The organism is Blautia obeum ATCC 29174 (assembly GCF_025147765.1).
GTDB classification, from domain to species: Bacteria; Bacillota; Clostridia; order Lachnospirales; family Lachnospiraceae; genus Blautia_A; species Blautia_A obeum.
This window is the reverse complement of sequence record NZ_CP102265.1, coordinates 110,900-137,811: the sequence shown is the minus strand read 5'-3', so window position 1 is coordinate 137,811 and position 26,912 is coordinate 110,900. Positions and strand designations below refer to the sequence as shown.

At 37.9% G+C, this 26,912-nt stretch carries 34 protein-coding genes and 1 pseudogene; 9 read left to right on the top strand and 26 right to left on the bottom strand.

Features of this window, described 5'->3' with window-relative positions; all coding sequences use genetic code 11:
- Positions 1-49: 49 nt before the first annotated feature.
- The 16 genes and pseudogenes from NQ503_RS00685 to NQ503_RS00610 all read right to left on the bottom strand — a co-directional run bounded on the left by NQ503_RS00685 (position 50) and on the right by NQ503_RS00610 (position 10,266).
- Entirely contained in the window at positions 50-1,741 is a 1,692-nt protein-coding gene (locus NQ503_RS00685) for an FAD-dependent oxidoreductase (RefSeq protein WP_005421614.1), read from the bottom strand.
- Position 1,742: 1 nt separating this feature from the next.
- A complete protein-coding gene (locus tag NQ503_RS00680; RefSeq protein ID WP_005421613.1) occupies positions 1,743-2,063 on the bottom strand; it encodes a rhodanese-like domain-containing protein in 321 nt (106 codons plus the stop codon).
- A gap of 12 nt (positions 2,064-2,075) precedes the next feature.
- Complete coding sequence (gene trxA / locus NQ503_RS00675; RefSeq protein WP_005421612.1) at positions 2,076-2,381, bottom strand: thioredoxin; 306 nt, start codon at positions 2,379-2,381, stop codon at positions 2,076-2,078.
- A 92-nt stretch (positions 2,382-2,473) separates the two neighbouring features.
- On the bottom strand, positions 2,474-3,220 hold the full coding sequence (locus NQ503_RS00670) for an SDR family NAD(P)-dependent oxidoreductase (RefSeq protein WP_005421611.1): 747 nt from the start codon (positions 3,218-3,220) through the stop codon (positions 2,474-2,476).
- Between the two features lie 154 nt (positions 3,221-3,374).
- Positions 3,375-3,533: a rubredoxin gene (locus NQ503_RS00665; RefSeq protein ID WP_005339874.1), complete on the bottom strand. Its 159-nt coding sequence runs from the start codon at positions 3,531-3,533 to the stop codon at positions 3,375-3,377.
- Between the two features lie 91 nt (positions 3,534-3,624).
- Positions 3,625-3,999 (bottom strand): desulfoferrodoxin family protein, encoded by a 375-nt coding sequence (locus NQ503_RS00660; protein ID WP_005421609.1) that lies wholly within the window; start codon positions 3,997-3,999, stop codon positions 3,625-3,627.
- A 183-nt stretch (positions 4,000-4,182) separates the two neighbouring features.
- Positions 4,183-4,383, bottom strand: a pseudogene (locus NQ503_RS00655) (rubrerythrin family protein); the annotation flags it as partial.
- Positions 4,384-4,472: 89 nt separating this feature from the next.
- A complete protein-coding gene (gene yaaA / locus NQ503_RS00650; RefSeq protein ID WP_005421606.1) occupies positions 4,473-5,219 on the bottom strand; it encodes a peroxide stress protein YaaA in 747 nt (248 codons plus the stop codon).
- Complete coding sequence (bcp, locus tag NQ503_RS00645; protein ID WP_005421605.1) at positions 5,219-5,674, bottom strand: thioredoxin-dependent thiol peroxidase; 456 nt, start codon at positions 5,672-5,674, stop codon at positions 5,219-5,221. The genes yaaA and bcp overlap by 1 nt, the downstream gene beginning before the upstream one ends.
- A 3-nt stretch (positions 5,675-5,677) precedes the next feature.
- The gene (locus tag NQ503_RS00640) at positions 5,678-5,890 is read right to left on the bottom strand and encodes a DUF6219 family protein (protein WP_005421604.1); all 213 of its coding nucleotides are present in this window, start codon (positions 5,888-5,890) and stop codon (positions 5,678-5,680) included.
- Between the two features lie 179 nt (positions 5,891-6,069).
- Complete coding sequence (locus tag NQ503_RS00635) at positions 6,070-6,219, bottom strand: hypothetical protein (RefSeq protein ID WP_015524977.1); 150 nt, start codon at positions 6,217-6,219, stop codon at positions 6,070-6,072.
- Between the two features lie 263 nt (positions 6,220-6,482).
- Complete coding sequence (locus tag NQ503_RS00630; protein ID WP_044924563.1) at positions 6,483-6,917, bottom strand: bacteriohemerythrin; 435 nt, start codon at positions 6,915-6,917, stop codon at positions 6,483-6,485.
- Between the two features lie 76 nt (positions 6,918-6,993).
- Positions 6,994-7,158 carry a rubredoxin gene (gene rd / locus NQ503_RS00625; RefSeq protein WP_044924561.1) on the bottom strand — a complete coding sequence of 55 codons (165 nt, stop codon included), beginning with the start codon at positions 7,156-7,158 and terminating at the stop codon, positions 6,994-6,996.
- 280 nt (positions 7,159-7,438) lie between these two features.
- Positions 7,439-7,810, bottom strand: coding sequence for a hypothetical protein (locus NQ503_RS00620; RefSeq protein WP_005421598.1), 372 nt, complete (start codon positions 7,808-7,810; stop codon positions 7,439-7,441).
- 444 nt (positions 7,811-8,254) lie between these two features.
- Entirely contained in the window at positions 8,255-9,550 is a 1,296-nt protein-coding gene (locus tag NQ503_RS00615; RefSeq protein ID WP_005421594.1) for a tyrosine-type recombinase/integrase, read from the bottom strand.
- An 86-nt stretch (positions 9,551-9,636) separates the two neighbouring features.
- Positions 9,637-10,266, bottom strand: a complete 630-nt coding sequence (locus NQ503_RS00610) for a helix-turn-helix domain-containing protein (RefSeq protein WP_004841162.1) — start codon at positions 10,264-10,266, stop codon at positions 9,637-9,639.
- A gap of 175 nt (positions 10,267-10,441) precedes the next feature.
- Between NQ503_RS00610 and NQ503_RS00605 the strand changes: the two genes are divergently transcribed.
- From NQ503_RS00605 to NQ503_RS00585, 5 genes are all read left to right on the top strand, one after another.
- Complete coding sequence (locus NQ503_RS00605; protein ID WP_002578307.1) at positions 10,442-10,672, top strand: helix-turn-helix domain-containing protein; 231 nt, start codon at positions 10,442-10,444, stop codon at positions 10,670-10,672.
- Positions 10,673-10,818: 146 nt separating this feature from the next.
- Positions 10,819-11,133, top strand: a complete 315-nt coding sequence (locus tag NQ503_RS00600) for a hypothetical protein (protein WP_009243674.1) — start codon at positions 10,819-10,821, stop codon at positions 11,131-11,133.
- A gap of 329 nt (positions 11,134-11,462) precedes the next feature.
- Complete coding sequence (locus tag NQ503_RS00595; protein WP_009243673.1) at positions 11,463-13,163, top strand: MobA/MobL family protein; 1,701 nt, start codon at positions 11,463-11,465, stop codon at positions 13,161-13,163.
- The gene (locus NQ503_RS00590) at positions 13,147-13,851 is read left to right on the top strand and encodes a DUF6040 family protein (RefSeq protein ID WP_004841175.1); all 705 of its coding nucleotides are present in this window, start codon (positions 13,147-13,149) and stop codon (positions 13,849-13,851) included. The genes NQ503_RS00595 and NQ503_RS00590 overlap by 17 nt, the downstream gene beginning before the upstream one ends.
- Before the next feature lie 356 nt (positions 13,852-14,207).
- The gene (locus tag NQ503_RS00585) at positions 14,208-14,780 is read left to right on the top strand and encodes a hypothetical protein (RefSeq protein WP_005421581.1); all 573 of its coding nucleotides are present in this window, start codon (positions 14,208-14,210) and stop codon (positions 14,778-14,780) included.
- Between the two features lie 487 nt (positions 14,781-15,267).
- On the opposite strand, the gene NQ503_RS00580 is transcribed toward NQ503_RS00585, so the two are convergent.
- On the bottom strand, positions 15,268-15,504 hold the full coding sequence (locus tag NQ503_RS00580; protein ID WP_004841179.1) for a DUF6061 family protein: 237 nt from the start codon (positions 15,502-15,504) through the stop codon (positions 15,268-15,270).
- A 312-nt stretch (positions 15,505-15,816) separates the two neighbouring features.
- Between NQ503_RS00580 and NQ503_RS00575 the strand changes: the two genes are divergently transcribed.
- Both NQ503_RS00575 and NQ503_RS00570 read left to right on the top strand, forming a co-directional pair.
- A complete protein-coding gene (locus NQ503_RS00575; RefSeq protein WP_005421573.1) occupies positions 15,817-16,419 on the top strand; it encodes a Type 1 glutamine amidotransferase-like domain-containing protein in 603 nt (200 codons plus the stop codon).
- Between the two features lie 66 nt (positions 16,420-16,485).
- Positions 16,486-16,695, top strand: coding sequence for a DUF6219 family protein (locus NQ503_RS00570; RefSeq protein WP_005421572.1), 210 nt, complete (start codon positions 16,486-16,488; stop codon positions 16,693-16,695).
- Between the two features lie 74 nt (positions 16,696-16,769).
- On the opposite strand, the gene NQ503_RS00565 is transcribed toward NQ503_RS00570, so the two are convergent.
- From NQ503_RS00565 to dinB, 3 genes are all read right to left on the bottom strand, one after another.
- Positions 16,770-17,333 (bottom strand): ArpU family phage packaging/lysis transcriptional regulator, encoded by a 564-nt coding sequence (locus tag NQ503_RS00565; protein ID WP_005421571.1) that lies wholly within the window; start codon positions 17,331-17,333, stop codon positions 16,770-16,772.
- Positions 17,334-17,568: 235 nt separating this feature from the next.
- Complete coding sequence (locus NQ503_RS00560; RefSeq protein WP_044924549.1) at positions 17,569-17,814, bottom strand: hypothetical protein; 246 nt, start codon at positions 17,812-17,814, stop codon at positions 17,569-17,571.
- A 5-nt stretch (positions 17,815-17,819) separates the two neighbouring features.
- Entirely contained in the window at positions 17,820-19,070 is a 1,251-nt protein-coding gene (gene dinB / locus NQ503_RS00555) for a DNA polymerase IV (RefSeq protein ID WP_082246465.1), read from the bottom strand.
- 180 nt (positions 19,071-19,250) lie between these two features.
- Here dinB and NQ503_RS00550 point away from each other — a divergent pair, with 180 nt between their 5' ends.
- A complete protein-coding gene (locus NQ503_RS00550; RefSeq protein ID WP_005421565.1) occupies positions 19,251-19,961 on the top strand; it encodes a S24 family peptidase in 711 nt (236 codons plus the stop codon).
- Positions 19,954-20,127: a hypothetical protein gene (locus NQ503_RS00545; protein ID WP_226815871.1), complete on the top strand. Its 174-nt coding sequence runs from the start codon at positions 19,954-19,956 to the stop codon at positions 20,125-20,127. Before NQ503_RS00550 ends, NQ503_RS00545 begins: the two co-directional genes overlap by 8 nt.
- Positions 20,128-20,304: 177 nt before the next feature.
- Here NQ503_RS00545 and NQ503_RS00540 read toward each other — a convergent pair whose 3' ends face one another.
- The 6 genes from NQ503_RS00540 to cls form a co-directional block, all read right to left on the bottom strand.
- Positions 20,305-20,877: a CDP-alcohol phosphatidyltransferase family protein gene (locus tag NQ503_RS00540; protein ID WP_005421563.1), complete on the bottom strand. Its 573-nt coding sequence runs from the start codon at positions 20,875-20,877 to the stop codon at positions 20,305-20,307.
- Positions 20,867-21,931, bottom strand: a complete 1,065-nt coding sequence (locus NQ503_RS00535) for an FUSC family protein (RefSeq protein ID WP_005421562.1) — start codon at positions 21,929-21,931, stop codon at positions 20,867-20,869. Before NQ503_RS00535 ends, NQ503_RS00540 begins: the two co-directional genes overlap by 11 nt.
- Positions 21,932-21,964: 33 nt before the next feature.
- Positions 21,965-23,008 (bottom strand): HAMP domain-containing sensor histidine kinase, encoded by a 1,044-nt coding sequence (locus NQ503_RS00530; RefSeq protein WP_005421561.1) that lies wholly within the window; start codon positions 23,006-23,008, stop codon positions 21,965-21,967.
- Positions 23,008-23,718, bottom strand: a complete 711-nt coding sequence (locus NQ503_RS00525; protein ID WP_005421560.1) for a response regulator transcription factor — start codon at positions 23,716-23,718, stop codon at positions 23,008-23,010. Before NQ503_RS00525 ends, NQ503_RS00530 begins: the two co-directional genes overlap by 1 nt.
- Positions 23,697-25,130 (bottom strand): phospholipase D family protein, encoded by a 1,434-nt coding sequence (locus NQ503_RS00520; RefSeq protein WP_005421559.1) that lies wholly within the window; start codon positions 25,128-25,130, stop codon positions 23,697-23,699. Before NQ503_RS00520 ends, NQ503_RS00525 begins: the two co-directional genes overlap by 22 nt.
- 198 nt (positions 25,131-25,328) lie before the next feature.
- Positions 25,329-26,888 carry a cardiolipin synthase gene (gene cls / locus NQ503_RS00515; protein WP_259893013.1) on the bottom strand — a complete coding sequence of 520 codons (1,560 nt, stop codon included), beginning with the start codon at positions 26,886-26,888 and terminating at the stop codon, positions 25,329-25,331.
- Positions 26,889-26,912: the final 24 nt, after the last annotated feature.

Here is a 26,912-nt window from a genome sequence, read left to right as displayed (position 1 = left end):
GGGGATCTTTTTATATAACGAGAAAATTATAAAAATATTATGATTATTTTTAATAATCCATACCACATGCATATGCCTTTTCAATCAGCGCACGGTCATTGACAGCTGCATCATAGAAGCGGAATCCGCCGGAGAAGTTGTATGTTTCATATCCATTTCCTTCCAGAATACGACTGGCAATATAACTTCGCAGCCCACTCTGGCATATCAGGTAAACAGGCTTTCCCTTCTCAATTTCATTGATACGTTCCCTTAGTTCATCTACAGGAATGTTTTTGAATCCATCCATATGCCCCCTGTTAAATTCACCTACAGTTCTCACATCCAGCAACACAACACTTTTATCTCTAGAAATCTTATCCATATCTTCCAGATGCCATTGTTTTAAGGTACCTTTTGCTATATTGTCTATCATGAATCCTGCCATATTTACAGGATCCTTGGCAGAGGAATAAGGCGGTGCATATGCGAGATCCAAATCCTTCAGCTGGGTTGCCTTCAGCCCTGCATGGATTGCTGTTGCCAGCACATCAATACGTTTATCAACTCCTTCATATCCAATAATCTGAGCACCAAGCAAACGATAGCTCTCTTTTTCAAAAACCACCTTCATGGTCATCACTTTTCCACCAGGATAGTAACCGGCATGACTCATAGGAGAAAGAATTACTGTATCTACCTCTAATCCTGACTTTTTGGCATTGGTTTCATTGATACCTGTAGTGGCTGCTGTCATATCAAACACTTTTATAACGGAGCTTCCCTGACTGCCCAGGTAACGACTATCACCGCCACAAATATTATCAGCGATGATTCTGCCCTGTTTATTGGCTGGTCCTGCCAAAGAAATTAGCGCATCATTACCCGTAACATAATGTTTTACCTGAACTGCATCACCTGCAGCATAAATATCCGGTACAGAGGTTTCCATTCTGTCATTCACTACAATACTTTCCTTGATGCCAAGTTCCAGACCGGCTTCTTTTGCTAATACTGTGTCTGGTGTGACTCCGATTGCCAGAACTACCATATCAGCCTGAAGGGATGGATTATCTTTCAACAGGACCTCCACTCCGTTGTCTTTTTCTTTAAATCCTTCTACTGTATAGCCCAGTACCAGTTTTATCCCATGCTTTCTCATTTCATTATGGATCATGGATGCCATATCCGGGTCAAAAGGGTTCATCAGCTGCTTAGGCCGCTGGACAATCGTAACATCCATGCCAAGCTCCCTCAAATTTTCTGCCAGTTCCAGACCAATAAAACCGCCACCTGCCAATACAGCCGATTTTGGATGATTCTTATTTATATATTCCTTTATCCGAAAAGTGTCTTCTACAGTACGAAGTGTAAAAAGTTTATCAATACCTACTCCTGGAAGTCTCGGCTGTGTTGGCTTTGCACCTGGAGAGAGGATCAGCTTATCATATTTTTCTTCAAATATCTCACCATTCTCTAAATTTTTCACTGAAACCGTTTTACGTTCCGGATGTATGGAGATAACTTCATGATGAATTTTCATGTTAATACGGAAGCGTTTAAAAAAACTCTCTGGTGTCTGTAGTGTAAGTTCTTCCGGGTCTGTGATCACGTCTCCAATATAATATGGAAGTCCACAATTTGCATAGGATATGTATCCGGATCTTTCAAACACAGTAATTTCAGCATGTTCATTCAGTCTGCGTATTCTTGCTGCGGCTGTAGCTCCTCCGGCTACACCTCCTACAATTATTACCTTCATCTTATTTTTCCACCTTTCCTGAGTAAGCTGCAATGCCACCGATATTATTTACTTTAGAATATCCCATTCGTTGCAGTATCCCAGTTGCCTGGCGGCTTCGTGAACCGGAATAACAGTATACAAACAGTGGGATATCCTTATTCTTCGCTACAGAAGCAATATTGTCAAGTTGCTGCAACGGCACATTTTTACTTTCTGGTATATGTCCTTCCTGATATTCCTGCGGTGTACGTACATCCAGCAGAACTGCATCATCAGTCCTTTTATATTCTTCTATGCCTTGATTAATATTCGACTGTTTAAAGAGATCAAAAAATCCCATTAGCACACCTCCCTAAAGCATTTCTAAAATCGCATTCTTAGGTCTCGCCCCTGAAACCTGCTGTACAATCTTCCCATTCTTCATAACCACTAAAGTCGGAATGCTCATAATACTGAACTTATTTGCCAGTTCAGGCTCTTCATCTACATTAATCTTTCCAACTTTAATATCTCTACGCTCACTTGCAATCTCCTCTACAATAGGTACTACCATGCGGCAAGGCGCACACCAAGATGCCCAAAAATCTAAAAGAACGGGTTTATCGGAATTCAGTACTTCGTTCTGAAAATTATTTTTATTGATATTAATAGCAGACATTTTACAGTCCTCCTTATCTTTTTCTTTTTGTAGATTTATTATAGTCTTAATTTCATTTATTTTCCGTGATTACATCACCATACCTCATTAACTTAACTTCTTGCCATACCATCTACACTTAATATAACACCTGTAATGTAACTCGCCTCATCTGAAGCAAGAAACACAAACGCATTGGCAATATCTTCTGGCTGTCCAAGACGACGCAATGGAATTCTTTCAATCATAGGTTCGATAACTTCCTTTGGCACGGCCTTCATCATATCAGTTTCTGTAATCCCAGGTGCAACAGCATTAACACGAATACCTTTAGGTCCTAGTTCTCTTGCTAATGATACAGTCAATCCGTTTACTGCAAACTTCGATGCCGGATAAGCAAACCCACTTGGCTGTCCCGAAATACTCACCATGGAAGAAGTTGAGAGAATGACCCCCTTGCCTCTTGCCACCATACATTCTGCTGCTACACGAGTAGTATTAAATACTCCTTTTACATTTAGATCCATGACTTTATCAAAAGTCTCCTCTGTATAATCCATAAATGAGGTGTTTTCTGAAATCCCTGCATTATTTACCAGTATGTCGACACATCCATATTTTTCAGTTGCCTCTTTAAAAGCCTTTCTGACAGACTCCATGCTTGCTAGATTTGGACTAATTCCAGCAACTATTGCATTGGGATATTTTTCTTTTAATTTATCTACAGCAACATCTGCCGATTCCTGTGAACTTGCTGCCAACACAACTGAAGCACCTTCCTTCAAGAATTTATCAGCTGTAGCAAATCCTATACCACGGCTTCCACCCGTAATGATTGCAACTTTATCTTTTAATCTCATTTAGACTACCTCCTTACTTAGTTTCTAACTACATTATAAGCAAAAGGTAGATTATTTTCTGTGATATCATCACAAAATATCGCAATAAAAAACCCTGTTGCTCACGCACCAGGGTTTTGGTTTATCCATCCGTATTTAACACAAGATTAGGCTTCTATTCAACTTCTGAAAACTGATCTTTTCCAACATTACATAATGGGCATTCAAAATCTTCCGGAACATCCTCCCACTTTGTTCCTGGTGCAATACCACCTTCAGGATAACCTTCCTCTTCATCATATTCCCATCCGCAAACGTCACATACATATTTCATTAGTTTGTTCCTCCTTATAAATATATTAATACACAGCATATATTACTGTTGTATTTGTGTTGTTCTGTAACCTTAATATGTATAAATGCTTTTAGCATTTCCATAATCCATGCAGGTTACAATATGCATATACTTCTTCTACCTGTTCACCATTGCAAAGACAAAAATCTGCTACCGGCTCCTGCCCTGGATTTAACTGTTTTCTGTATATTCCCTGGTTTGTATTTAATGTAATCCACTCAATGAAATGCTCTTCAAGCATTGGATGTTTTGTCTCTCCGACCACAACATGAACATGACTGCCTTCTATCGTATATACAGGTACATGCTTCTCGACAGCAGCATCTGTCACTCCGGCTTTTAATTCCTGCATAGGTTCTCCGCAACACATTACTGGTACGCCTTGATCCTTTACCATTTCAATAATGTTTCCACAATGATTGCATACAGAATATTTTACTTCCATCTTTTTTATCTTCCTATGTTTAAAATTTAAAATCCAATTGTTTCTATAACTTTTTTCAAAGCATCCGCCGATTCTTAAACTTTAATGCTTCTTTACCAACTGATGCAGAACCAACAAAGCCACAGCCTATCATTACTGCTTTTTTTAATAATCACTTTCTTCTTTGTAATAATCTCCTTCTCTTTAATAGTTCTCTTCACGTATTTCGAAATAACTCTGTGGATGGTTACATACTGGACATATCTCAGGTGCCTTTGTTCCTACCACAACATGTCCACAGTTACGGCATTCCCATACCTTAACTTCACTCTTTTCAAACACCTGTGCAGTTTCAATATTCTTAAGAAGTGCACGATATCTCTCTTCGTGGTGCTTCTCAATCTGTTTATTGTCAATAAATAATAGTAATAATTGCTATTATTATAATAATTAATATTACTGATTACCTTTTATTTAAAATAATCATTCAATCATCATTTTTTCCGTTCAAAAACATATTCTGCATCTGATGATAAATCAGAGCGGAATGAATAGCCTAGTCTATCAAATTTCTTAATATCCTCAGGATTTTCAATTCTGTTTTCAGCCATGAACCTAACCATTTCACCACGGGCCATCTTAGCATATGTACCTTTTGTCACCAGTTTATCTCCTGATAACTCACAAAATGTAATCGTAATGTATCTATCCTGTCGTGTCAGATATTTTTCTATGCACTTAGAGTATTCTTTCGATGCCAGATTGATTATAATCCTGCTGTTATCAATCACTGAGCGGTATAATAAATCTCCCCAGTACTCATACAGATTTTTTGTTTCTCCTATTCCAACCTTCGCCTGCATTTCCAAACGATAAGGTGTCACACCATCCCTTGGTTTTAGCACACCATAAAATGCAGATATTATTCTCAAATGATTTTGTACATACTCGAACTGACTGTCCTCAAACACGGATGGAGCCATATATTGAAAAGCAATTCCTTCATATGATAAGACAGCTGGGGTAAGTAAATGATAAAGATCCATGTTTTCCAATCTATTGAAGTTCTGTTCTGTAATTTTGTCATTACATTTCCAGATAGTCTTCAGTTCTTCTTTTGACTTACTTTTCAACCAACTTTGTATCTCTGTCGTCTTTTCAATAAATTCAGGCAATCCATCCGGCGCTATGCTGTCAGTATCTGTAATCATCTTTTTAGCAGGGGATAATATTATCTTCATTAATCTAATTCCTTGAGCATATTTTCAGGATCATCTGCAGCCTTGACTTTATCATTTGCCTTTATAATAATCCCCTGTTCATCAATAAGATATGTGGTTCTTACTACTCCCATAGAGACTTTGCCATAATTTTTCTTTTCTTTCCATACATCATATGCTTCAATAACTTTCCGCTCTGGATCTGCTAAAAGTGTAAATGTCAATCCATATTTTTCCTCAAATCTCTTATGAGAGGATACAGAATCCTTACTGACTCCAAGAATAACTGCTCCTTTTTCGGTAAACTGAGGGTATCGCTCAGAAAACCCACATGCCTGTTTCGTGCATCCCGCTGTATTATCCTTGGGATAGAAATATAAAATCACTTTTTTTCCTGTATAATCCGATAATCTATGTATTTTCCCATTTTGATCTGGCAACTCAAAATCCGGTGCCTTAACCCCTACTTCCAACATTATTTATCCCTCCCTTTCTGTATCTTTCTCTTTATTCGCCTTTTTCTTCCTATTCCCGGTAATCATTTTATGACCTGTATATATCGCCATTACCATACATAACATAGAACTTAAAGCAAAGTATTTGTGACTTGATTTTTGCTTTTTATATCCAGTGTAAAAAGTCCCAAGCATTGTGATCAATGCTCCTACTGACCAATATTTATGTGCTTTCATGTAATTCCTCCATTTTTTCAGTGTATTCAATTCTAATTATACGCTACCATATTCCTATGTCAATTTGATAATAGAGCATTCCTATAAAATTTTTCAAAATATCATTGTCAAAACTATGTATTGTTATACTTTAATTTTTCTTTGAAATAATTGACAAAAAGCTTGCTTTCAGGAGATTACTATTTAATCTCTTTTCCATCTATATATAGTTGAAATTTATCAGGATTATTGACAACATCATAGTCCTTTCCGTATTCTACAGGTCTATATTCGGCTGTCATTACCGATTCCCCGTCTTCAATGTCCTCTTTCCATAAATAGATGTTCATATCAATGCTCGTCGCATATCCTCTGTCTGTGGAGAATTTTGTCGAATGAAAAGAGACTTTACAACTTAAAATTGGATAAAAAGGACAACAAAAAAGAAGAGCTGCTTGCTCTTCCCATATAGTAGTAGTAAAATAATATGTCATGCCAGCGCAATATATTACCTAGAATATCGCTATAACAGGAAAGGGGCTGCATTGTGACAGCCCCTAGTTTACTTCATCACGTTGTCTACATTCTGAGTGAACTCGTTCCCTGGTTTATTTTAGCATCGATCTGGATTTTGTTTCATAAAGATAAATTTTGCCACAGAGCGGTCGTATGTTTTAATGTGTCCAAACAGCCAGTCGATTACATTTTTCTGTACAAGTTCACTGAACCGATCTGTTGGTCCTTCATACTCCTGAAGGTATTCATGCAGTTCCTGAATTGTCTTTTTAAACTCTTCATGTTTTTCATGATGGTTTTCACGCTCTGGATAACCGGATTTTTCCTGAAGCTTTTCCTCTTCTTTGAAATGAAAGTCAGTATATTCATCCAGATAATCCAGCATTTTGATTGCTTTTACTTTGCTGTCGCCATTTTGACAGGCAGTTACAAAGTTCTGGATACGGTCGATCAATTCTTTATGCTGGGTATCAATTGTTTCATTTCCTGTTACTAAATTGTCATCAAAGGTAATGTTTAAATCGTAAGTCATAATTTGACCTCCATTTCTTTTATATGTTCTCTTAGGATCTTTTAATGTCTGGCAGTTTCGTACCTGCATTTTCTGCTTAGTCTTCTACAGGAACGAAAACATCTTTTCCTAATCCGCAGATTGGGCATGTCCAGTCATCTGGAATATCCTCAAATGCAGTTTCTGGCTCGATACCAGCGTCTGAATCTCCTACTGCCGGATCATAAATATATCCACATGGTTCACATTCATATTTTATCATAGTCATTTTTCCTTTTCAATGTCGATTTATTTTTGTTACCAAGTTCCTAGCAATTTTTCTAACACTTTGTTTCTTGTATATCTGTATTATACATGATAATTATTTCTCTTGTCAATAATAGTAATTATTATTATTATTATCGTACTTAGCATGAACTGATATTTGAATTGCAAATTTACATATTGTATATATCATGGGAATAGTTGAATAAAAAAATGAACTCTATTCATTAAAGACAGAGTTGCTGGAAATTATTTCTCTCCAACAACTTTTTTCGTCTTTAAGTCCTTGAAAAACAATACTGTCCAATCAGATTCATCCAACTGTTATATTTATTCTTTTCACACACCTTTCGGCAAATTTCATTTTCCATCAATACACAGAACATCTTATCATAATCAAATGCCCAAACAGCACCATTCACATGGTTTTCCACTGCTTTCTGATCTATGTTCTTTAAACGTGTGGCCATTTTTTCAATTTCTCCATTTCTCAAGTTACCGATATTTTTGCAGATAAACCGAAAGAAATTCAACGTTGCATATTCGTCATGCCAATGGAACTCTTCTGGATTGTTTATAATTTTACTGACTCGCTGCTGTTCTTTGATTATCTGATCAGCTACACCTTTCATCGAATCTTCGTATCTCATATTACTCACCTACTCTTCCTCAACGCCCAGTGACGGTTTAAATCTTTTATCCTTTGCCTGCGGTACCACGATCTCATAAAAATAAAATCCTAAATATCCAAGTGCCTGCTTCTTCATTTTATAAAAAGAAGTCCTGCCTATTCCTAGCTCCTGCTGTACTTCCACATCTGTCTTACATAAATTAAAAGGTAAATATGTTCAAACATAAGGCCTCGGAATCTTAATGATTTCTGGGGTTTTCTATTATTGGGATAAGACTATTTATAGCAATTTAAACCGAATTATGATAACATAAGGCAAAGATAAATCGGAATTTGTGGAGAGATTTCCTGAGTTTTCCTTATTTTACAGGCTTTTTAGCCCCTTAGATAGTGAAATGATATGTATTTTCCCTTATTTTTACCCTTGTGAGGAATCCGCAAGGGAAATAAGGGAAATTTTTATTTAAGCGTTGCTCGCTACTTTATCAAGAAGTCTTGCGGAATCCCGCTTTGCTTTTCTTGTTGAGTGAGCGTAAATGTTCATTGTGGTACTGACATCGGAATGTCCTAACAGTTCCTGTACATCTTTCGGAGCAGCTCCATTCGAGAGCAGGTTGCTGGTGTAGGTATGTCGTAACTGGTGAAAGTGAAAATCTTCAAATCCTTCCAGCTTTTTTGATACTGACCTGCAAGCAATGCCGAGTGTACTCGGCAGTTCCAGACTGCCATCCGGTCTGAGGCAGACAAAGGATATTTCTTTATAATCTGCCGGGACTTCCTGTGTTCCGTCAAGGTGATAGTATTCATAATACACCCTGTTTTTCACATGCACCTCTTTGTAGTAGTTGCGGTGGTAAAGTTCCCCGTACTGCATCCGGCTTTTCAGTTGTTCCCGTCTTGCTGCTTTCAATATTTCAGTCAGCGTATCTCCAAAATCAACAATCCTTACTTTCTTTCGCTTGGTCGTTCCAATCACATTTTTATGCTTTGCACCGTCGTAACGGATACTTCTTTTAATGGTCAGGCATTGATCTTCAAGGTTGATGTCCTGCCATGTAAGACCACAGGTTTCACCGATGCGAAGTCCTGCATAATATGCAATCTGAATCGGCAGGATCGCAGGTGGATTTTTCTTTTCCAGATACTTGATAAGTTGCTCATAATCCTCATGTGAAATCGGCTGTGTGCCATCTTCGACTTCATCATCGGAAAAGAGGTCAACTTCCTCTGCCTGTTTTTTCAGCTTAATATACTGCATCGGATTGAAACTGATTAACTGTTTTGGAAATACTGCAAAACGGAATGACTGCTGCAACACTGCGGAAAAAGAATGGATATAATCTTTACTGTATCCTTTTCTCACTTTTCCGTCTGGAAATTCGCCACCGAATGTAAGCAGATCAAGAAATGCCTGTAAATGTTCGGCAGTAACTGTTTTCAGTTTACGGTCTGCAATCGGGTGTTTCTTAGTGCAACGGATTGCACTGAGATAATTTTCCACTGTGCCATTACTGAGTGTTCCGGTTTTCAGTTCTTCTTCTGCCCACATGTCCAGAAGTTCACCTACGGTAAGGTTATCTGCTTTTGCAACAAATTTCTTATCTTCGTAATCTTCCAGTGCCTTGCGGAGAAGTTTTTCTGTCTCACTTTTGCTTTCGGTTCCGGCATATTCTTTCTGAACCATTTTGCCGCTTGCGTCCTCTACATAGAAGCGGTAGTACCATTTCTTTCCTTTCTTTCTAACAGATCCTTTTGCCATAATCGTATGTCTCCTTTCGATATCAGACAATCGGAACTGCTGAAATGCTTCTTGCGTGTAAGTATATCATAACTCCGATTATCTTACTATACCGATTCAGAATCCTCGTACATAACTTCGGATAAAAGATTTGCAAGCCGTTGTTCTGCTGTTTCCGGTTTCTTGGAATAGAGCCTTACAATATCTGCCATGTCATTCAATGCGTTGACAGTATGGGTGATCTCCCTGAGAAACATGATCTCGTTATATTCATCATTCGATTCAAACCCCATTACTTTTGCAATGTCCGCTTCTTTGGTATTGCCTTTGTAATTCTTGCAGGCGAACTGGAACGAATCCAAAAACAGTTCATATTGTTTCAACATTAACAGCAGTAGGTCTTTGGAAAAAGCATCTTCTGTTTTCGTAAGGTCAAGAGGTAACTGTTTGAGAATATCCGTCATGGCATCACGAATCTGTAATTCTCTTTTATCCGTAATGTCGGTTTCATATTCGTCCGTTTCCCCTCTGAGCCATTCCACAGATACATGGAGAGCTTCTGAAAGACCTTCCAGCACCATTTTCTTTGTATTGTCAATCGTTCCGGCTTCATATCTCTGAATCGTAGATGCAGTCACACCCATCTTTTCAGCGATATAAGGCTGTGTCAGATTCAATTCTGTACGGCGCTGTTTTGCCCTGCTGCCGATCAGCTTGCGTAATTCTTTATCTTTCATGCTGATGTGCCTCCTTTTTCGGTATGTCATTACTATACCACATAACAAACAATATTGCAATATGCAATTAAACAATAAACAATATAATTTCGTAATGCTTGACAAGATGATATAAACACGCTATACTGACAGCACAAAAGAAATTGCATAATGCAATTTATAAGAAGGTGGTCACATGACGCAAAGAAAGATTGCCTTATCTATTGAGGAAGCTGCGGATTATACGGGAATCGGCAGGAACACCCTGAGAAAACTGGTGGAGTGGAAGAAACTTCCGGTATTAAAGGTCGGGAGGAAAGTCCTGATTAAAACGGATATGCTGGAACTTTTCATGGAAGCCAATGAGGGCAGGGACTTAAGGGATAAAGGAAATGTGAAAGCCGTCACAAGAAACGGTTCCACTTAAAAAGGCGGTTCCCGAAGAAACCGCCAAAGGTTTTATCAGACCGAAGCCATGATATACCTACACGCAAGCAGATTATACCATGTACTTCGTCTGACAGACAACAGGAAACTTATGTTTGGTAGAAAAAAGAAAGGACGATGATATTTATGGCAAGATCAACAAAGAGTTATGAGGAGCGTCTGCTCCAGTTGGAAAAAAGAGAACAGGAAAGCCTTGAAAAAGCGAAACAGTACGCAGCACAGAAACGGGAACTGAAGAAACGTCAGAAAGATGTGGAAACAAAAAAACGAACCCACAGGCTCTGTCAGATTGGCGGTGCGGTGGAATCAGTGATTGGTTCTGCGATTGAGGAAGAAGATATTCCGAAGCTGGTCGGCTTCTTAAAAAGGCAGGAAGCAAATGGGAAATTCTTCTCAAAGGCAATGCAAAAAGAGCCGGTTGCGAATACGGAGGAAGTGTAATGCCGGAGGGAGTGGAGTTTCCATTCCCTTCATTGCTTTTTTATGAAGGGCGCACTTATGGACAACCAGAGGTCGTCCGTATAAGTTTGCCACAGGTGGCAACCGGTCTGCGCTAACGCTTGCCGGGCTCGTTCCGTCGGCGGGCATTTCATGCAGACCTGCTCATGTCGCAGGAGGCACTCTTCGCCAGAGGGGCGCATTCCATGCAGGCTGTTATGCACAGAGCACTCTTACGCAGAGGGCGTTCCGGCAGATACCATTCTCTTTTACAGGAAATGTTAACTGCCGGAAATCAATGCCGGGTACGGCAGAAAGGGGGGAAACGGATCATGGCGATCTTTCATTATACGGTAAAGATTGTCGGACGCAGCAAAGGGAAATCCATCATATCAGCGTCTGCCTATCTCAATGGTGAGGTAATGAAAAATGAAGAAACAGGCAGGATCAGTTACTACACTTCCAAAAGAGAAGTTGTTTATACCAGTTTGATGATGTGTGAAAATGCACCGCAGGAATGGCAGAATGTACCTGCCGAAAATATCAAACGGTTTCAGAAATCTGTCCGGTATAAAAGGGCAGACAACAAAGAAGTTGTACTGGAGAAATTCAAACTTACTTTTCAGAAACAGTGCTTATGGAATGAAGTTTTGAAGATTGAGAAAAGTTCAGACGCACAGCTTGGCAGATCGTTTGAGTTCTCACTTCCAAAAGAATGGAATCGACAGGAACAAATTGAATATACAACAGATTATATTCAGAAAAACTTTGTGGACAAAGGCATGTGTGCAGATTGGAGCATTCACGATAAGGGCGACGGAAACCCGCATGTGCATTTACTTGTAACCATGCGTCCCTTTAATCCCGACCACTCATGGGGAAACAAAGAAGTCAAAGACTGGGAGTTTGTCAGAGATACTGACGGAAATATTGTGGTTGATGAATCCCACCCGGACTGGTGGCAGGATAAAAAGAATCCTGACCGTCATGGAATCCGAATTCCGGTATTGGACGAAAACGGTAATCAGAAAGTTGGTGCAAGGAACCGTAAACAATGGAAACGGGTGCTGACCGATGCTACCGGATGGAACAATCCAAAGAATTGTGAATTATGGCGGAGCGAATGGGCGAAAGTCTGTAATGACCATTTATCAGTAGAACAACAGATTGACCACCGTTCCTATGCAAGACAGGGAAAATTAGAAATCCCTACAATCCATGAGGGTGCTGATGCAAGAAAGATTGATGAGAAATTCCAGAGTGGACAGGTGCAGACAGCTTCATGGAAAGTAGAGGAAAACCAGATCATAAAAAGACAAAATGCACTGCTGAAAAAGATACAGACCAGTTTCGGAAAAGTATCTGGTGCATTATCACAGTGGAAGGAGTGGTTAAATGACCTTAGAAGAAAGCCGGGAAGTCATTCCCATGATGGAGTCAATGATAAACCAGATCGAGGAACAGCAGAACCTTATGGCAGAGATGGTACAGGAATTACAGGAACGGGACAGACAGCTTCTGTCCTTTCAGGAGCAGAACCAGAGTTTGCAGATCTTAAACAGCGAGTTATCCGGGCTTCTGAATCTTTTGCCAGATACAGAAGAACTGCTCTCCCAGATCGAACAGCAAAAAGTCAGAATCGAACAGTTGGAAAACGAGAATCAGCAATGGCAGGAATTAACGCAGAAGCTGAACAACGAGAACAGCTTATTACTGACATTAAACAGCAGATAGAGAAAGCGAGGGATATTGATGAACGAATGCGTAAACTTAGAGAACGTCGGGCGGGTGGAAGAACTCCTGGCAATGACGGAACAGATGCAGGACGAACTGGATCAGAAAGACCAGACAATTCTGGAACTGAACAGGCAGCTAAACAGATCGCTGACCTTGAACGAGAAATTGAACAGCGAAAACAGAGCCGAGAATATCGAAGCATTGCGGACAAAATTAAAGCAAACAGAGGAACAATTAACCAGCGAGACAGACAGCAGGAAAAGAGCCGACGCAGAAGTCGTGGCATGGAAATTTAAGTACGAAAAAGCGGAGCAGGCAAAACGCTATGCACAGACACACCAAAAGACGGTAGAGGTGCCTGTCGAGAAAAAAGTGCCTTATGAGAAATGCGATAACTGTGACCGTACTGCTTATCAGAAAGCAAAAGAAAAATGCGATAATCGAAAAATTCAGTTGGAGAAAAAATATAAACAAATGACAACAGGTTATGAAAGCCTTATGTTCCTGTTGGCATGGTACAGCATAGCAACTACACTGTTCACAGCTATCCTTTCTCCGGTTTTTCTTAACGACTGTATCACCTTTTTCGGTACGATTGGTAAAGGAATCATAAACCTGTTTCGAGAATTTGTTACAGGAGCAGATTCTTTCGGACAGTTAAGCAATGGAATCTCAAACAGTATCGTTTCCGGGATTGTGTACTGGCTGATCGCGGCTATTGTTATGGGAATTTTATTCATTATAACGGGATTCCTGATAATTGGGATTGGCTATCAGGTGGGAAAAATCTACCGGAAATATTGTTGGGATATCATCAGCATTATGGTGGCAATAATGAGTACAGCTATCGTAATCTACTTTGGCGAATGGATAAAATCTGTCATTCCGATAAACCTCATTGTACTGTTACTACTTGTATATGTGGTCTATATTGGAATTCGATGTTATGTAAAAGACTGGCGAGAAGAGCGGGGATATTATTAAGAAAAACACAGGGAGATGTCTTTATCTTCCTGTGTTAAAAATGAAGCATTGATTATTTTTATATGAGAGGGATTATCGGACAGACCTATATCGTGTTACAAAGTGTTGTAAAGCCTGCAATTTCGTGATTTTTAAAATTGACCGTTTTATAGGATAGTATAAAAGTTTGTTAGAGAATCTTAAAAATAAACATTAAAATTATATAAATCACCACTATTATAGGATACTATAAAAAATAATTCAAAACAAGTCTTTTATTTTTTTAAAGAGTGATATATATTAAGTGTATACAAAAGCATGCGCATTCTTTTAAAGTCGTCTATAAATCTTAAATTCCTCAAGAACGGAGGAAAATCATGAAAAAAATTAAACGTTGTATAGCAATTATTTTGTCAATGGTTTTAGGATTTTCGATGTCAACAGTATCTTTTGCTAGTGAAAGGTATAATCAAAATGACAATTCGAAGGGGACTTGTAGTAAAGAAGATGTTGACTTATCCAATGGTGGTTATACTATAATTTATGAAGATGGAGAACTATATATAGTTCCTTCTCAAGAAACACGAATGGGTGGCGGAATTGGATACTGTACTGTAAAAAATAAGACTTTTTCATATTCTATGACAAGAAGTCAAGCAGAGGCAGCTCTTAAAGCAATAAATGTGGGAGAGGGTGCGACTAAAAGTTTAGGGACTTTACTGCTAGCTGCTTTAGGTGGTCCTGTTGGTTCGGTTGTTGGACTCAGTGTTTCTGTAATTCTTAATTTTATCGGCGGAGAGAGTACTTACGTTAGTCATTTAAAATCATTTCTTAATTCGGGTAAATCTGTAGCATATTTTAAGTTTGACACACATTGTGTGAATAGAGGAACTATGTATGGAGATCCAATGTATGATTACGTGGTAGATAACGTAAGAATGACTTATTAAAAAATTGCATGAAAAGAAAGTATTGGGCGTTATTAGTTTTTGCGTTAATAATAGTATTGCAGTGGATTGGATTAGGATTTCATGGTCAAATAAGGTTTATTTTTTTGATAATTATATTAGTTCTAATTGTTTTATTTGCAATATTATTGCGAAAATAGCAAAAGTGATTTGTGAATAGTGAGGTAAAGGAACAAGGTGAAGCCGATACACTTAGGGCAGTCCTTTACGGAACGGACACAGCCAGTACCGCAATGATACATAAGAGGGCTTGAAAGAAGGTCACAAACCTTGCAAGTCCTCTTGTTTATTCTATGTGTCGAGCCCGTCTATGTGTCAGATTGCATTTTCTGATAGACTGTTTCTTTTCGTGACTTATCAAAGAAAGTTCTCCTGTCGGGTATGTTCCAATTGTTTATTTCGGATATAAGCGTCTAATTCACAATTATATTCGTAGAGGCGAAAGACTACTTTGTTCTAAAAGGTATTTCTATATCTCTAATGAATCTTCCGCGTTCACCCACATCTGCAAATTTCCATCAAGATATAATCTTGCATATTCAAGTGGTTCATCAACTGCAAGTGAAGTTAATGCACAGTCTGATCCGGGAGTGGTTTTTAAATTCTTTTCTGCTTCCCAACAATCAATGCGAAGCATATAGCCAGCACTGGTATAAACATCAATACTGTTTCTGTGTGGATTGTATTCTGCAAATATCGTTCTCATCGTATCCTATCTCCTTATCATTCAATCAATCATCAGATACAAAAATCAGAAGCATTTCAATCAGTTCACCATGTCACTTTTATTTTGTGTTATACTGTTTTATATGATTTTCTTGCCCTTGTATTTGCCCTTATCAGAATTCGTAAACACTGATGGGACGATATAACACAAGGGAAAGAATAAGGGAAAGCTCATCTGCGATAAATCCAGTGTTTTCAAGGGTTGGCAGAGAATTTAATAACAAGATATAACAGTTATCAAATCTCTTAAAACAGGTGAAATCTCAATCGGAATTTATAAAGGAGAATATTGATGAAACTATTTTTATGTTCGCATTTTTCAAGTGTAGGAAGTCTGATAAAGGAAGAAATTGAAAATAAGAAAGTCGCATTTATTCCAACAGCTTCGCTGCGTGAAGGCTACACCGGTTATGTCGGCTCGGCTCGAAAATTATTCAAAAAGTTGGGAGCAATCGTAACTGAAATTGATATTTCAACGGAGGCTTATTCAACGATACAGTCTGTTTTTGAAGATGCAGATGTGATATATTTTACCGGCGGAAATTCTTTTTTTCTTATGGACCGGCTCCGTAAAACGGGAACTGATGGGCTGCTGAAAAAGGAATTGGCAAATGGAAAATTGATGATCGGCGAGTCGGCAGGCGCAATTATATGCGCTCCAAGCATCCAATATATCCAGCAAATGGATAAAAAGCCGGAGGACTACTCACAAGAAGATGATGCAGGGCTTGATTTGATTGATTTCTATGTTCTTCCGCATTATCTTACATCACCATTTAAGAAAGTTACCAAGAAAATAATGACTGAGTTTTCGGATTTGAATCTATGCCCAATTAACAACCGTCAGGGAATTGTAATTGACGGTGAAGGTTCAAAGGTTATTTGCAAAGACTAATTTGAAAATTCCAGTTTGCATATTTCTTAAAAAGATGTATGATATAAAAAAGCTCAGGAGGTTCAAATGAAATCACATAAATACTGGTCCATCGGTGCGCTGGTTTCCATGATCGGAACTTGCTACACCGGCTATAAGGATATGAAATCAGCACATAAATATTTTGCATTCAGTTCACTGATCTGCATGGCTATGGCCATTTACTCAGGTCATAAAATGATTTCTGGCAAATCCAGAAAAAAGAAAGAAGCTGCAGCTGAAGAATCTGCAGAATAATAAGAGGAATAGGGGAGTATTCCATTATATATAAGCCTGATGGAAAGGGGAGATTCCATCAGGCTCTTTCAAATCTACTCTTCCGTTTCTGGAAAAGATGGCTTATATCGTTTGTTTGCAGACTGTGGCACTACGATTTCAAAAAAATAATATCCCAGATACCGGAGAGCTACTTTTTTCTTCCGGTAAAAACTTGCCCGGCTCATCCCCAGTTCAAGCATAATTTCCATATCTGTCATTTTTCTGTGTCTGCAGAAGCACCCATAAAGCACATCATAATATTCGGTTCCAAAATTTGGGGTAAAATATTTTACCAATGTCATTGCTCTGTTGACCATATCGCAAAGTCCATAGATTAGAATGATATTGTTTACTTCTTTTTTCAGTTTTCCTAAATTCATGCGGTAATCGTAAGAATCCATATACTGAAGAGCATAAGCCATGTTCTCATTGATCTTTTCCTGACACTCCTGCTCTAATTCATCCAGAACCATCTGATTTTCCAAAATCAAGTCCTGATAATTGTTCATCAGTTCCTTGATTTTTCCATAGTACAGGTTCATTCTTTCTTCTGTATGGCGTGCTGCATTTAAGGTTACTTCTTTAAACGATCTGATCGCATAATCTCTCTCTGTCATTATCAAAATCTCCTTTTCGTATTGAATCGTCTTTCTCTGACGTTCTACACTCCCATCCCTGTGATTTTGACGGAAGCTCAATAAGAATTATTCTTGAGCAGAGCCACATCTGCATGGACAATATAGTGGGTATATTGTTTCATGCACATAGATGTAATGCCCTTATATGTCAACCTGAAAAGAGCAAAAGGGAAAGGTCAGCTCTTCTGCAGATCCTGTTTTCTTTCTTAAATCTTTACGCACTCTTGCGCTCCATAAACCACTTATCAAATTCATAATATAAATGGCATTCCTTACCATCTACCAATACCGTATACATGATTCCAGTACCACCTGCCTTACGACTCGCACATCGTTCTTTTGATTTTACTTTATCAATGATGTACTTCGTTCCATCTTCCCAGATAAATTCTACGGGCATCATAACACCATCAGTACTAAATTTTACGGTTACTTCAACATATACTTTATAATTTTCCAAAGAACTTACCTCCCATTAAAATATCCTACTGGATGTACCGTGTGGGATTTCTGTGCATCCAAACTTGATAAGACTTTATCCTGATACATAAATGCTCTCTGGACACTGTGATAACCAAACCGTCGTCTGATTTCATCTACTGCTCTGTCTAACTTCTCCTGTTTTTCTCGACGTTGTTCATTCATAAACAAATCTAACTGCACCGGTACTGTTCCCATCACCAGATCATCAGCACGAATGCCAAGGCTTCTGATCGGACGTGACCAATGATAATTTTCCTTGAATAGCTGATAAGCTGCTCTCATAATCTCATCTGTAATGTCAGTGGGTTCTTGAATTTTTTTCTGTCGTGAAAAATGATACAGCTCATTGTCCCGGATAGAAATTGAAACTACATTACATTTAAAACCATGTTTCCGTAATCTGGCTGCAACACTTTCTGCCAATGCCATCAGAATAATCTGTACATCCTGATCACATTCCAGATCTCTCGGTGTTGTCGTACTGTTACCAATAGATTTGATCGGAGCATGATATGATTCTGCTGCAACCGGCGAATCATCCCATCCGTTTGCAAATGAAAATATCACAAGTCCCATCTTTCCAAGCTGCCGTTCCAGAAAACTTGGATCTGTTCTTGCCAATTCTCCAATTGTGCGAATACCATATTTCTGTAAAGTTCTATTCGTTGATCTGCCTACATATAGAAGATCTGATACCGGAAGTTTCCAGATTAGTTCACGGTAATTCGTCCGATTAAATTCTGTAATTCCATCAGGCTTCTTATAATCGCTTCCAAGTTTTGCAAAAATTTTATTCCAAGAAATTCCAATACTTACCGTAATACCCAGTTCTTTCTTTACCCTTCTGTTAATTTCTTCTGCAATTTTTCTTCCGTCACCTTTCAGTAAAGAACTATTAGTTACATCAAGCCAAGCTTCATCACATCCATACGGTTCAACTTGATTCGTATATTCCGAATATATTTCTCGCAACATTGAGGAAAACTTCAAATATAAATCCATCCTCGGAGGCACAAATATCAAATCCGGGCAAACCTGCTTTGCCTGCCACAATGCCATGCCAGTCTTAACGCCGCTTCTCTTCGCAATATAATTCGCTGTCAATACAATTCCATGCCTCTCTTCAGGATCTCCTCCTACAGCTAATGGCTTACCAACATATTCTGGATGATATAGCATTTCCACACTAGCATAAAAACAGTTGGCATCACTGTGCAATACTACTTTTTCCACATTTTCACCTCCCTTTTAGAACGTGTGTTCTTTTTCTATACAGGCATTATATATCGTTTTTAAATCTTTATAAAGCAGCAAATATGTTGATTTTCTGGATTTTAACGCTATTATTGTTGATTTTTTATCTGTTATGGGTTATAGTATATATAGGGAATAAATACCTGCATATGGAGGTGTATGATGATAAAGAAAGATTTTGGATCCATTATTGCTAATAAAAGAAAATACCGAAAACTGTCTCAACCACAACTGGCAGCTCTTCTGTGTGAAAGAGGCTTAGATGTAAAAGCTCATTCTATCAGTAAATGGGAAAAAAATGTAAACCTGCCAAATGTTTTACAATTTTTTGCCCTCTGTGAGATTCTTGAGATTTCCGATATAAATAGAACATTCCAGATTGGAACGGATGAGAAACTTTTCTCCAAATTAAATGACGAAGGACAAGCCAAAGTTCTTGACTACATGAACCTATTAATGAAAAGTGGGGAATACATTCGAGAAGAACCAATCATTTATCAATTTCCACGAAGAACTCTCAGTCTCTATGATCTCCCGGTTTCAGCTGGAACAGGACAATTCCTTGATTCCGACCGTTTTTCCGAAATTGAAGTTGGTGATGAAGTATCTTCCAGTGCTGACTTCGGTGTCCGGGTATGTGGTGACAGCATGGAGCCTCTCTATCTGGATGGACAGATCATCTGGATTCATAAACAAGAAACACTTGAAGAAGGAGAAATCGGTGTCTTCTTCCTTGATGGTGATGCTTATGTAAAGAAATATCATCAATCCGATTCCGGTATTCAGCTTATTTCTCTAAATAAAAAATATGCCCCTATCCAAGTCACTTCCGGATCCACCTTAAAAACTTTTGGAAAAGTAGTTGGCTAATTTTAAAAGGCTGATGGTTCAGAACGAGGACCTGGATTATTTCGGACTCTGCAGTTCATTGAATGCGACTCCGGAACTAATGAGCTTTAAATTATACAGCCTGACAAAACGAGGCCAGGCTTATCATATGCCGATGGAGATTCAGAGCAATTTCCTGGCGAAATAAAGTAAATAAAGATCCTGTTCTATATATCATAGTATGAACAGGATCTTTTTATAATGATTTATTTTCTATCTGAAATTTTATTAAACCGACTAAAGACTCCATAGTTTGTGTGTTTGACTTACTGTTTATATCTATCTTCTCCTAAATATTTTTCTAGTCATTGCAATATAAAATTGCTTATACAGTCTCTCCCTTAAGAGTCCTGGTATTCTGGATAATATACAGAGCAACCGATATGACCATCATTATAGCGCACAAACCAATCAACAGATCTGATACCATCGGTGTAATGTGGAACCATATAATATGCACCGCTACAGTTCCATATAATAAAAAGGTTACTATCTTTCCATGCCAGTCTGCACCATGTACTTTTCCTGTCTTTTGTATCACAAGACATCCACTGACTACCATATACAGCTCCTTACCTGCCATTATTGCGATTAAAAGAAGCACATGCGGAAAACGAGTAAACAGACAGATTAACATCGCTGCCTGTGTCAGTTTATCAGCCACCGGATCAAGTATTTTTCCTAAATTACTAATCCTATGGAATCTTCTTGCAATATATCCATCAGCGAGATCCGTAAGACCGGATAGCAATAAGATTTCTCCTGCTAACAAAGGATTTTCCTTTACACAATAACTCCATATAATTACTGGAATCAGACAAAACCGAAAAAAAGAAAGCAAATTGGGTACTGTAATAATTCTATTCAAATTTTCTTTCTGACTTCCTTCACTCTGCATGTACGGTCACATCACTTTCCTTTTGTTTCGACATAAACCAATAAAATACAGCACAAAATGCTAAAGCAAACACAACACCAAAAACATTTTGAATCACTCTAAGACTAACCGCTCCTTGTAGTCCATAAGTCTCTGCAGCAATGGCTAAAGCACCAAATGTGTTAAATACTGCCTGCCAGCCATATTGTGCTGAAAATCCTACACCGATTCCACCAAGAATTCCTATATATGCATAGATTGATGAAGGAAGCAGAAAATATAATACTGTAAAACATATAACACCTGCAATATTTCCGACAATCCTTTTACGGACTCTGTAGTGCATATCTTCCATAAACGGCAAAATCGCGGACATGGCCGCAATACCAGCCCACATTGCACGTGGCATATTACAAAGTTCTGCAATGCAAAGGACAATCGGTACGCATAAAATCTGACATATCTGCCATTTTGTTCTGGAAGAAGTGATATCAAATTCTTGTATCAGATCTTTCAGATTTCTTTTATAAGTTCTGTTTTTATGATTTCGATAAAATACGAAGCAGGTAAGTGCTGCACCTAAAGCCATCCCGACTAATCGCATCTGATAGCTTTTTCCCGTAACATCATAACCATATAGCAGCAGATACCCAAGAACCAATGTAGATTGATTAAACATGAATGGATTATGGCATCCGAACAGAATCAACACAGCCAGTGCCGCAATATTTAACAGCATTCCCAATACCGGTGAAAACTGATTTGCTAAATGCGGACATACAGTCATAATTACAAAGAACAAAGCCAAAAGCATCGTAGATTGTCCGGTGTGGATCCCCAGATCCGCATTTCTAAACACCATGAGACATAATAAGACTACTACACCTACAATGCTGTTCTCATTTCCAAATAGGATGCTGAAAATACTAACAAAGAAAAAACAAAATGCCAATGTAAGAGCTATCTTCACCAGATATACCCACATATGATATAATTTTTCTTTTAGTGTTTCACTCTTTTTCAACAGGTTTTTAGAACCTGCCTGATTTAACTGCAGCTCCTGATAAAATGTCATATAAATCCTCCCATCTTCTAATTTATCTTAAAACTATATAATCTCATCTTTCTGCTTTGGCAGCTCTATAACAAATCTGCATCCACCATATTCACGGTTTTCTGCTTTGATTGTTCCTCCGGCACTATCTACAATCCGTTTTACAAGTGCAAGACCTAGGCCATTTCCTTCTGCTTTATGAGATCCATCTACCTGATAGAACTTGTCAAATATTCTGGATTTTACATCATCCTCTATTCCTGGTCCTTCATCTTCCAGAATGAACTTAACAGAATCCTGTTCTTGTTTCAGAAACATCGTAATTGTCCCCTTTGAAGGGCTGAACTTAATCGCATTATCCAAAAGATTTATCCAGATATGCATAAAAAGTCCTTCATTCCCAGTATATTTAACTTCCTCCAATTCTACCTGAAAACCAATTTCTTTTTCTGTCCATTTTGTTTCCAATGAAAGAAATGCCTGGCGGATCTGTTCATCCAGACGATATTCTGTTTTTTTCATTGGTATATTCTGATTCTCTAACTTGGATAACAGCAAAATATTACCAACCAATCCGGAAAGTCTTTGGGTGTTAAATAAGATTTTTTCTACATATTCCTCTTGATCCGGAGACAGTTCTTCTCCCTGAAGCAGCATTGTATATCCTTCAATAGCATTAATCGGGGTCTTAAACTCATGAGAAACATTAGATACAAAATCCATCTGCAGCACCTCTGTTGCACGAAGTTCTTTTGTCATAACGTTAAAACTTTGATAAGATTCTCCAACTTCTGCTATACGGCTGTTCGTTTCCAAATGCTGTTCAAAATCTCCCTGAGAAACTTCCTTCATTGCTTTACTAAGTCTGGTAATTGGTTCCAGTAACTTTGCATTGATAAAGGAAGTGATCAGCCCTGCAATCAATGTATTGAAAATCAAAAGCCAGCCAAGCACAGGTATGCTGCCCGGCAGATTAAAAAAATGATTCAAAAAAGCAAATAATAAAGCAGATATGACTGTTGAAAATACAAGTGCCAGCCAGATTGCACCAGTCAGACAGGATCGGATCCGCAATCCTTTTTTTTTCTTTTGTTCCATTATTTTTTCACCACCTTGTATCCAATTCCACGCATTGTTACGATTTCAAAATCCGGGTTATCTTTAAAACGCTCTCTGAGTCTTCCTATATGTACCTCTATTGTATGTGGGTCTGCCTCCGTCTCGTATCCCCATACTTCATCCATCAACTGTTGTTTTGTAAATGTTCTGCCTGGCGAAGCTGCAAGCTTATATAAAAGCAGGAATTGTTTTTTAGGTAAAACAAGACTTTCCTTATCAGTTGTAACCGTCATTGCATCATAATCAAACTCTGTTGAACCGATCACAATTTTGTGTTCATTCAATATCTGTGCACGGCGAAGCAGTGCTCCGACTCTTAAAACCATTTCATTCACATTTACCGGTTTTACCATATAATCATCGCTTCCCGAAAAAAATCCCTGACGCATATCATCAAAGGAACCTTTCGCAGTGATCATAAGCACTGGTATCTGATATCCTGCTGAACGAAGTTCTGACACCAGTTCATAGCCATCCATAACCGGCATCATAATATCAGAAATGATCAGATCAATATATTCCTTATCCAATACTTCTAATGCCTGTGCTCCATCCGATGCACTTTTGACTTGATATCCATTCTTCTCAAGCACTTTTTGGAATAGCTGGCTTAATTCTTTATCATCTTCTACAATCAATATTTGAAACACGTTTTCCTTCCTCCTTATTAAAACAGATACCTTGCCCATCCAAGCAGATGCTGTACCAAAAATATTTTTCTCTGACGTTTCTTTGTTAATTCGATTGGCTCTACATGATATGGATCATTATAAGTTCCGCCTTCTAATATCTGGCGGGACACTTTTTCATATTCCATCATGCCCTCTTCCAACTGTTTATTAATATCTTTACTGCGTATTACAAGCATCAGTTCCGTATCCAGATATGCACTTCTCATGTCCATATTAAAGGAACCGATTACAGACAGATCATCGTCAATCAGAATACTTTTTCCGTGGTATGAATAACCGCCTTCATATTCCCAGATATTAATTCCTGTACTTAAGATTCTATTTCTGTTTTTCGCATAATCGGCAGACCCAAATGGATTCCCATTATTCGCAACTGAATTTGTCATGATAGAAAAATCTGAAACGTTCTCTGCAATCTCCTCCCATGTATTATACATCATATCATTACAGATAATATATGGCGTGTGGATCTTCACACGATTTTTTGCATTTTTCATCAATTCTCCCAACTGATACCACACTACTGGTTCTTTGGAACCTGTGTGAATAGGATTTGACACTAATGTAATCTTTTCTGTCTCAAAAGTTTCATCCGTATAATCGGTCTCGCAGATTCTTTCCTTATTCTCTTCAAAATATTTCTGATAACTGTTCTGTAGCTCTAAAACTGCGTTCTTTACAGATTTTCTATTTGCCAGTTTTTTATTGTTATGAAAATAACCACTGTCTTCCTGATTCCATATGGTTTCAAAATACTCTGACAACTGGTTAACTGAATTTTCTTTCTCAGGTTCATCGCAAACCACTAACACGTCTCTGTCATAGTTCTTATGTCCCGGAAAATCACCCAGGAAATAATTGTATGTATTTCTTCCCCCAAGAATATATCTCTTTCCATCTGCAATCAAATATTTATCATGCATTCTACCCATCATTTTCCACGGTTTCAACGGATTGGCCTTATTATACAGTTTAATTTCAACATTCTCATGGGAAGATAATCCATAGAAATACGGATTTCCTTCCATATCAATCCAGCTCTCCATTCCATCTACTAACAGACGAATATGTACCCCTCTGTCTGCCGCATCATGCAGTGCTCCTAAAATCAATTTTCCACTTTCATCGGATTGAAATGCAAAAGTAGAAAGAATAATTTCCTTTTTTGCATTCTTGATCAAACGCACTCTTTGTAAAAGCGCTTCTGGATTCTTTTCTATGATTACTGCCCGTTCTGTATTTTCACTGCATTCGTTCCATGACTCATTTTTTGTTTCTTTTTTGGTTGTATTGGACACTTCCGGCTGCTTTTTATATGCAACGCAGGTTCCGAGCAATTCATAAAAAGCCACACATAAAAAAATTGCCAGTATAACAAGAAGGATTTTACATATTTTATGCTTTTTCATTGTACATCACCTGATTCCTTTTTATTTCATACTTATACAATACAAAGTCAATCTCAATTTAACCTCAACAAGGTTTGTTTTTTTCATCTATGCAAAATCTTCTTTGTACAACAGACTGTTAGATATAGCAAAAACGGCCTTTCAAAAACAGTTAACTTCTAAATCAACTGTTTTTTGAAAGGTCGTTTCATCAGATTCTTATAGCAATCCAGCAAATAATCTCATAAATAATTGTCCCAGTCGCAAATATGCACTTCGTCCGGTTTGATATTGGTCTGTCACATCACGACATTCTCCCATCGTTCTTATCAGATCATTTTTTATTTCCACAACTGCCTGACAATCTGCCATAAAACAGCCGTTTTCAAAATGGTGATATAAACTTCGATAATCCAGATTAATTGTTCCACAAGTTGCCATACAGTCATCTGCTACACTCATTTTTGCATGACAGAAACCAGGAGTCCACTCATAAACACGAACACCATGTTTAACTAATCCATGATAAAAAGAACGAGTTATATTATAAATAAATTTTTTATCAGGGATACCAGGTGTGATAATTCTTACGTCTACCCCTCGCTTAGCAGCCAGACATAACGCATGCGTCATTTCATCTGTTATGATTAGATATGGAGTCATAAACCAACAGTATTTTTCAGCTTTATTTATCATACTGATATAAACTTCTTCTCCTACTTGCTCATTATCCATAGGGCTGTCTGCATAAGGTTGAACAAACCCAGTTTGCTGTGCCGCATAATCATAGTGGAAAAGGTATTTACTAAAATCAGAATCATTAGCATCCTTATCACTTACTGCATTCCACATTTCCAAAAATGTCACCGTAAGCGACTGAACAGCATCTCCTTCTAAACGAATACCTGTATCTTTCCACTGTCCATACGGGTGTGTGTAATTAAAATATTCGTTTGCTAGATTATATCCACCTGTAAATCCGACTTTTCCATCAATAACTGTTATTTTTCTATGATCACGATTGTTCAAGAACAAATTTAAACCTGGTACAAACGGATTGAATACACGGCAATGAATTCCTACGCACTCCATTTTTTTTACAAAATCAGTATTAATAAATCCTATAGAACCCATACCATCATAAAATATGCGTACTTCCACTCCAACTTTTACTCGTTCTTCCAGAATCTTTTGGATCTTATGCCACGCCTCTGCATCTTCTATAGCATGATACTCCATGAAGATAAACTTCTGTGCTTTCTCCAAATCCTTAAGCTGTGCCTCTAATCCTTTCACTGCTTCATCAAAATACACAATATCCGTATTCTGATAGATTGGATACTGCGAATTTCTTTGTATGTAACTTGCTATATTTCCTGCTTTCGGAATTGTTTCTTTTATTTTGCTCAAACACTCCTGATTATCGGAAAGCATTGGTAACAATTTGCTATCAATTTCTGCATATCGCTCACGCATTTTATGTGTGCCACCATTCAAACCAATCAATAAATATAGGCCTACACCCATAATTGGGAAAATTAAAATTAATATAACCCAAGGCATTTTCATGGAAGATGTCTTATCTGATGCATACAATCTCAAAACTAAAATTCCACTTAAAATCCTTGTAAATAGATTTATGATTTCTGCATATTCATTTAAGCGTGTTACAATAGTAATAATAAAAACTACTTCTAGAAGAATGCAGATTATGGAAAAACACAATCGTTTTACTCCGTTTTTTGTTTTCGCTTTTCCTTCTAAAGTATCTTGTTTCATGTATATTCCAACCTTTCTACTCAA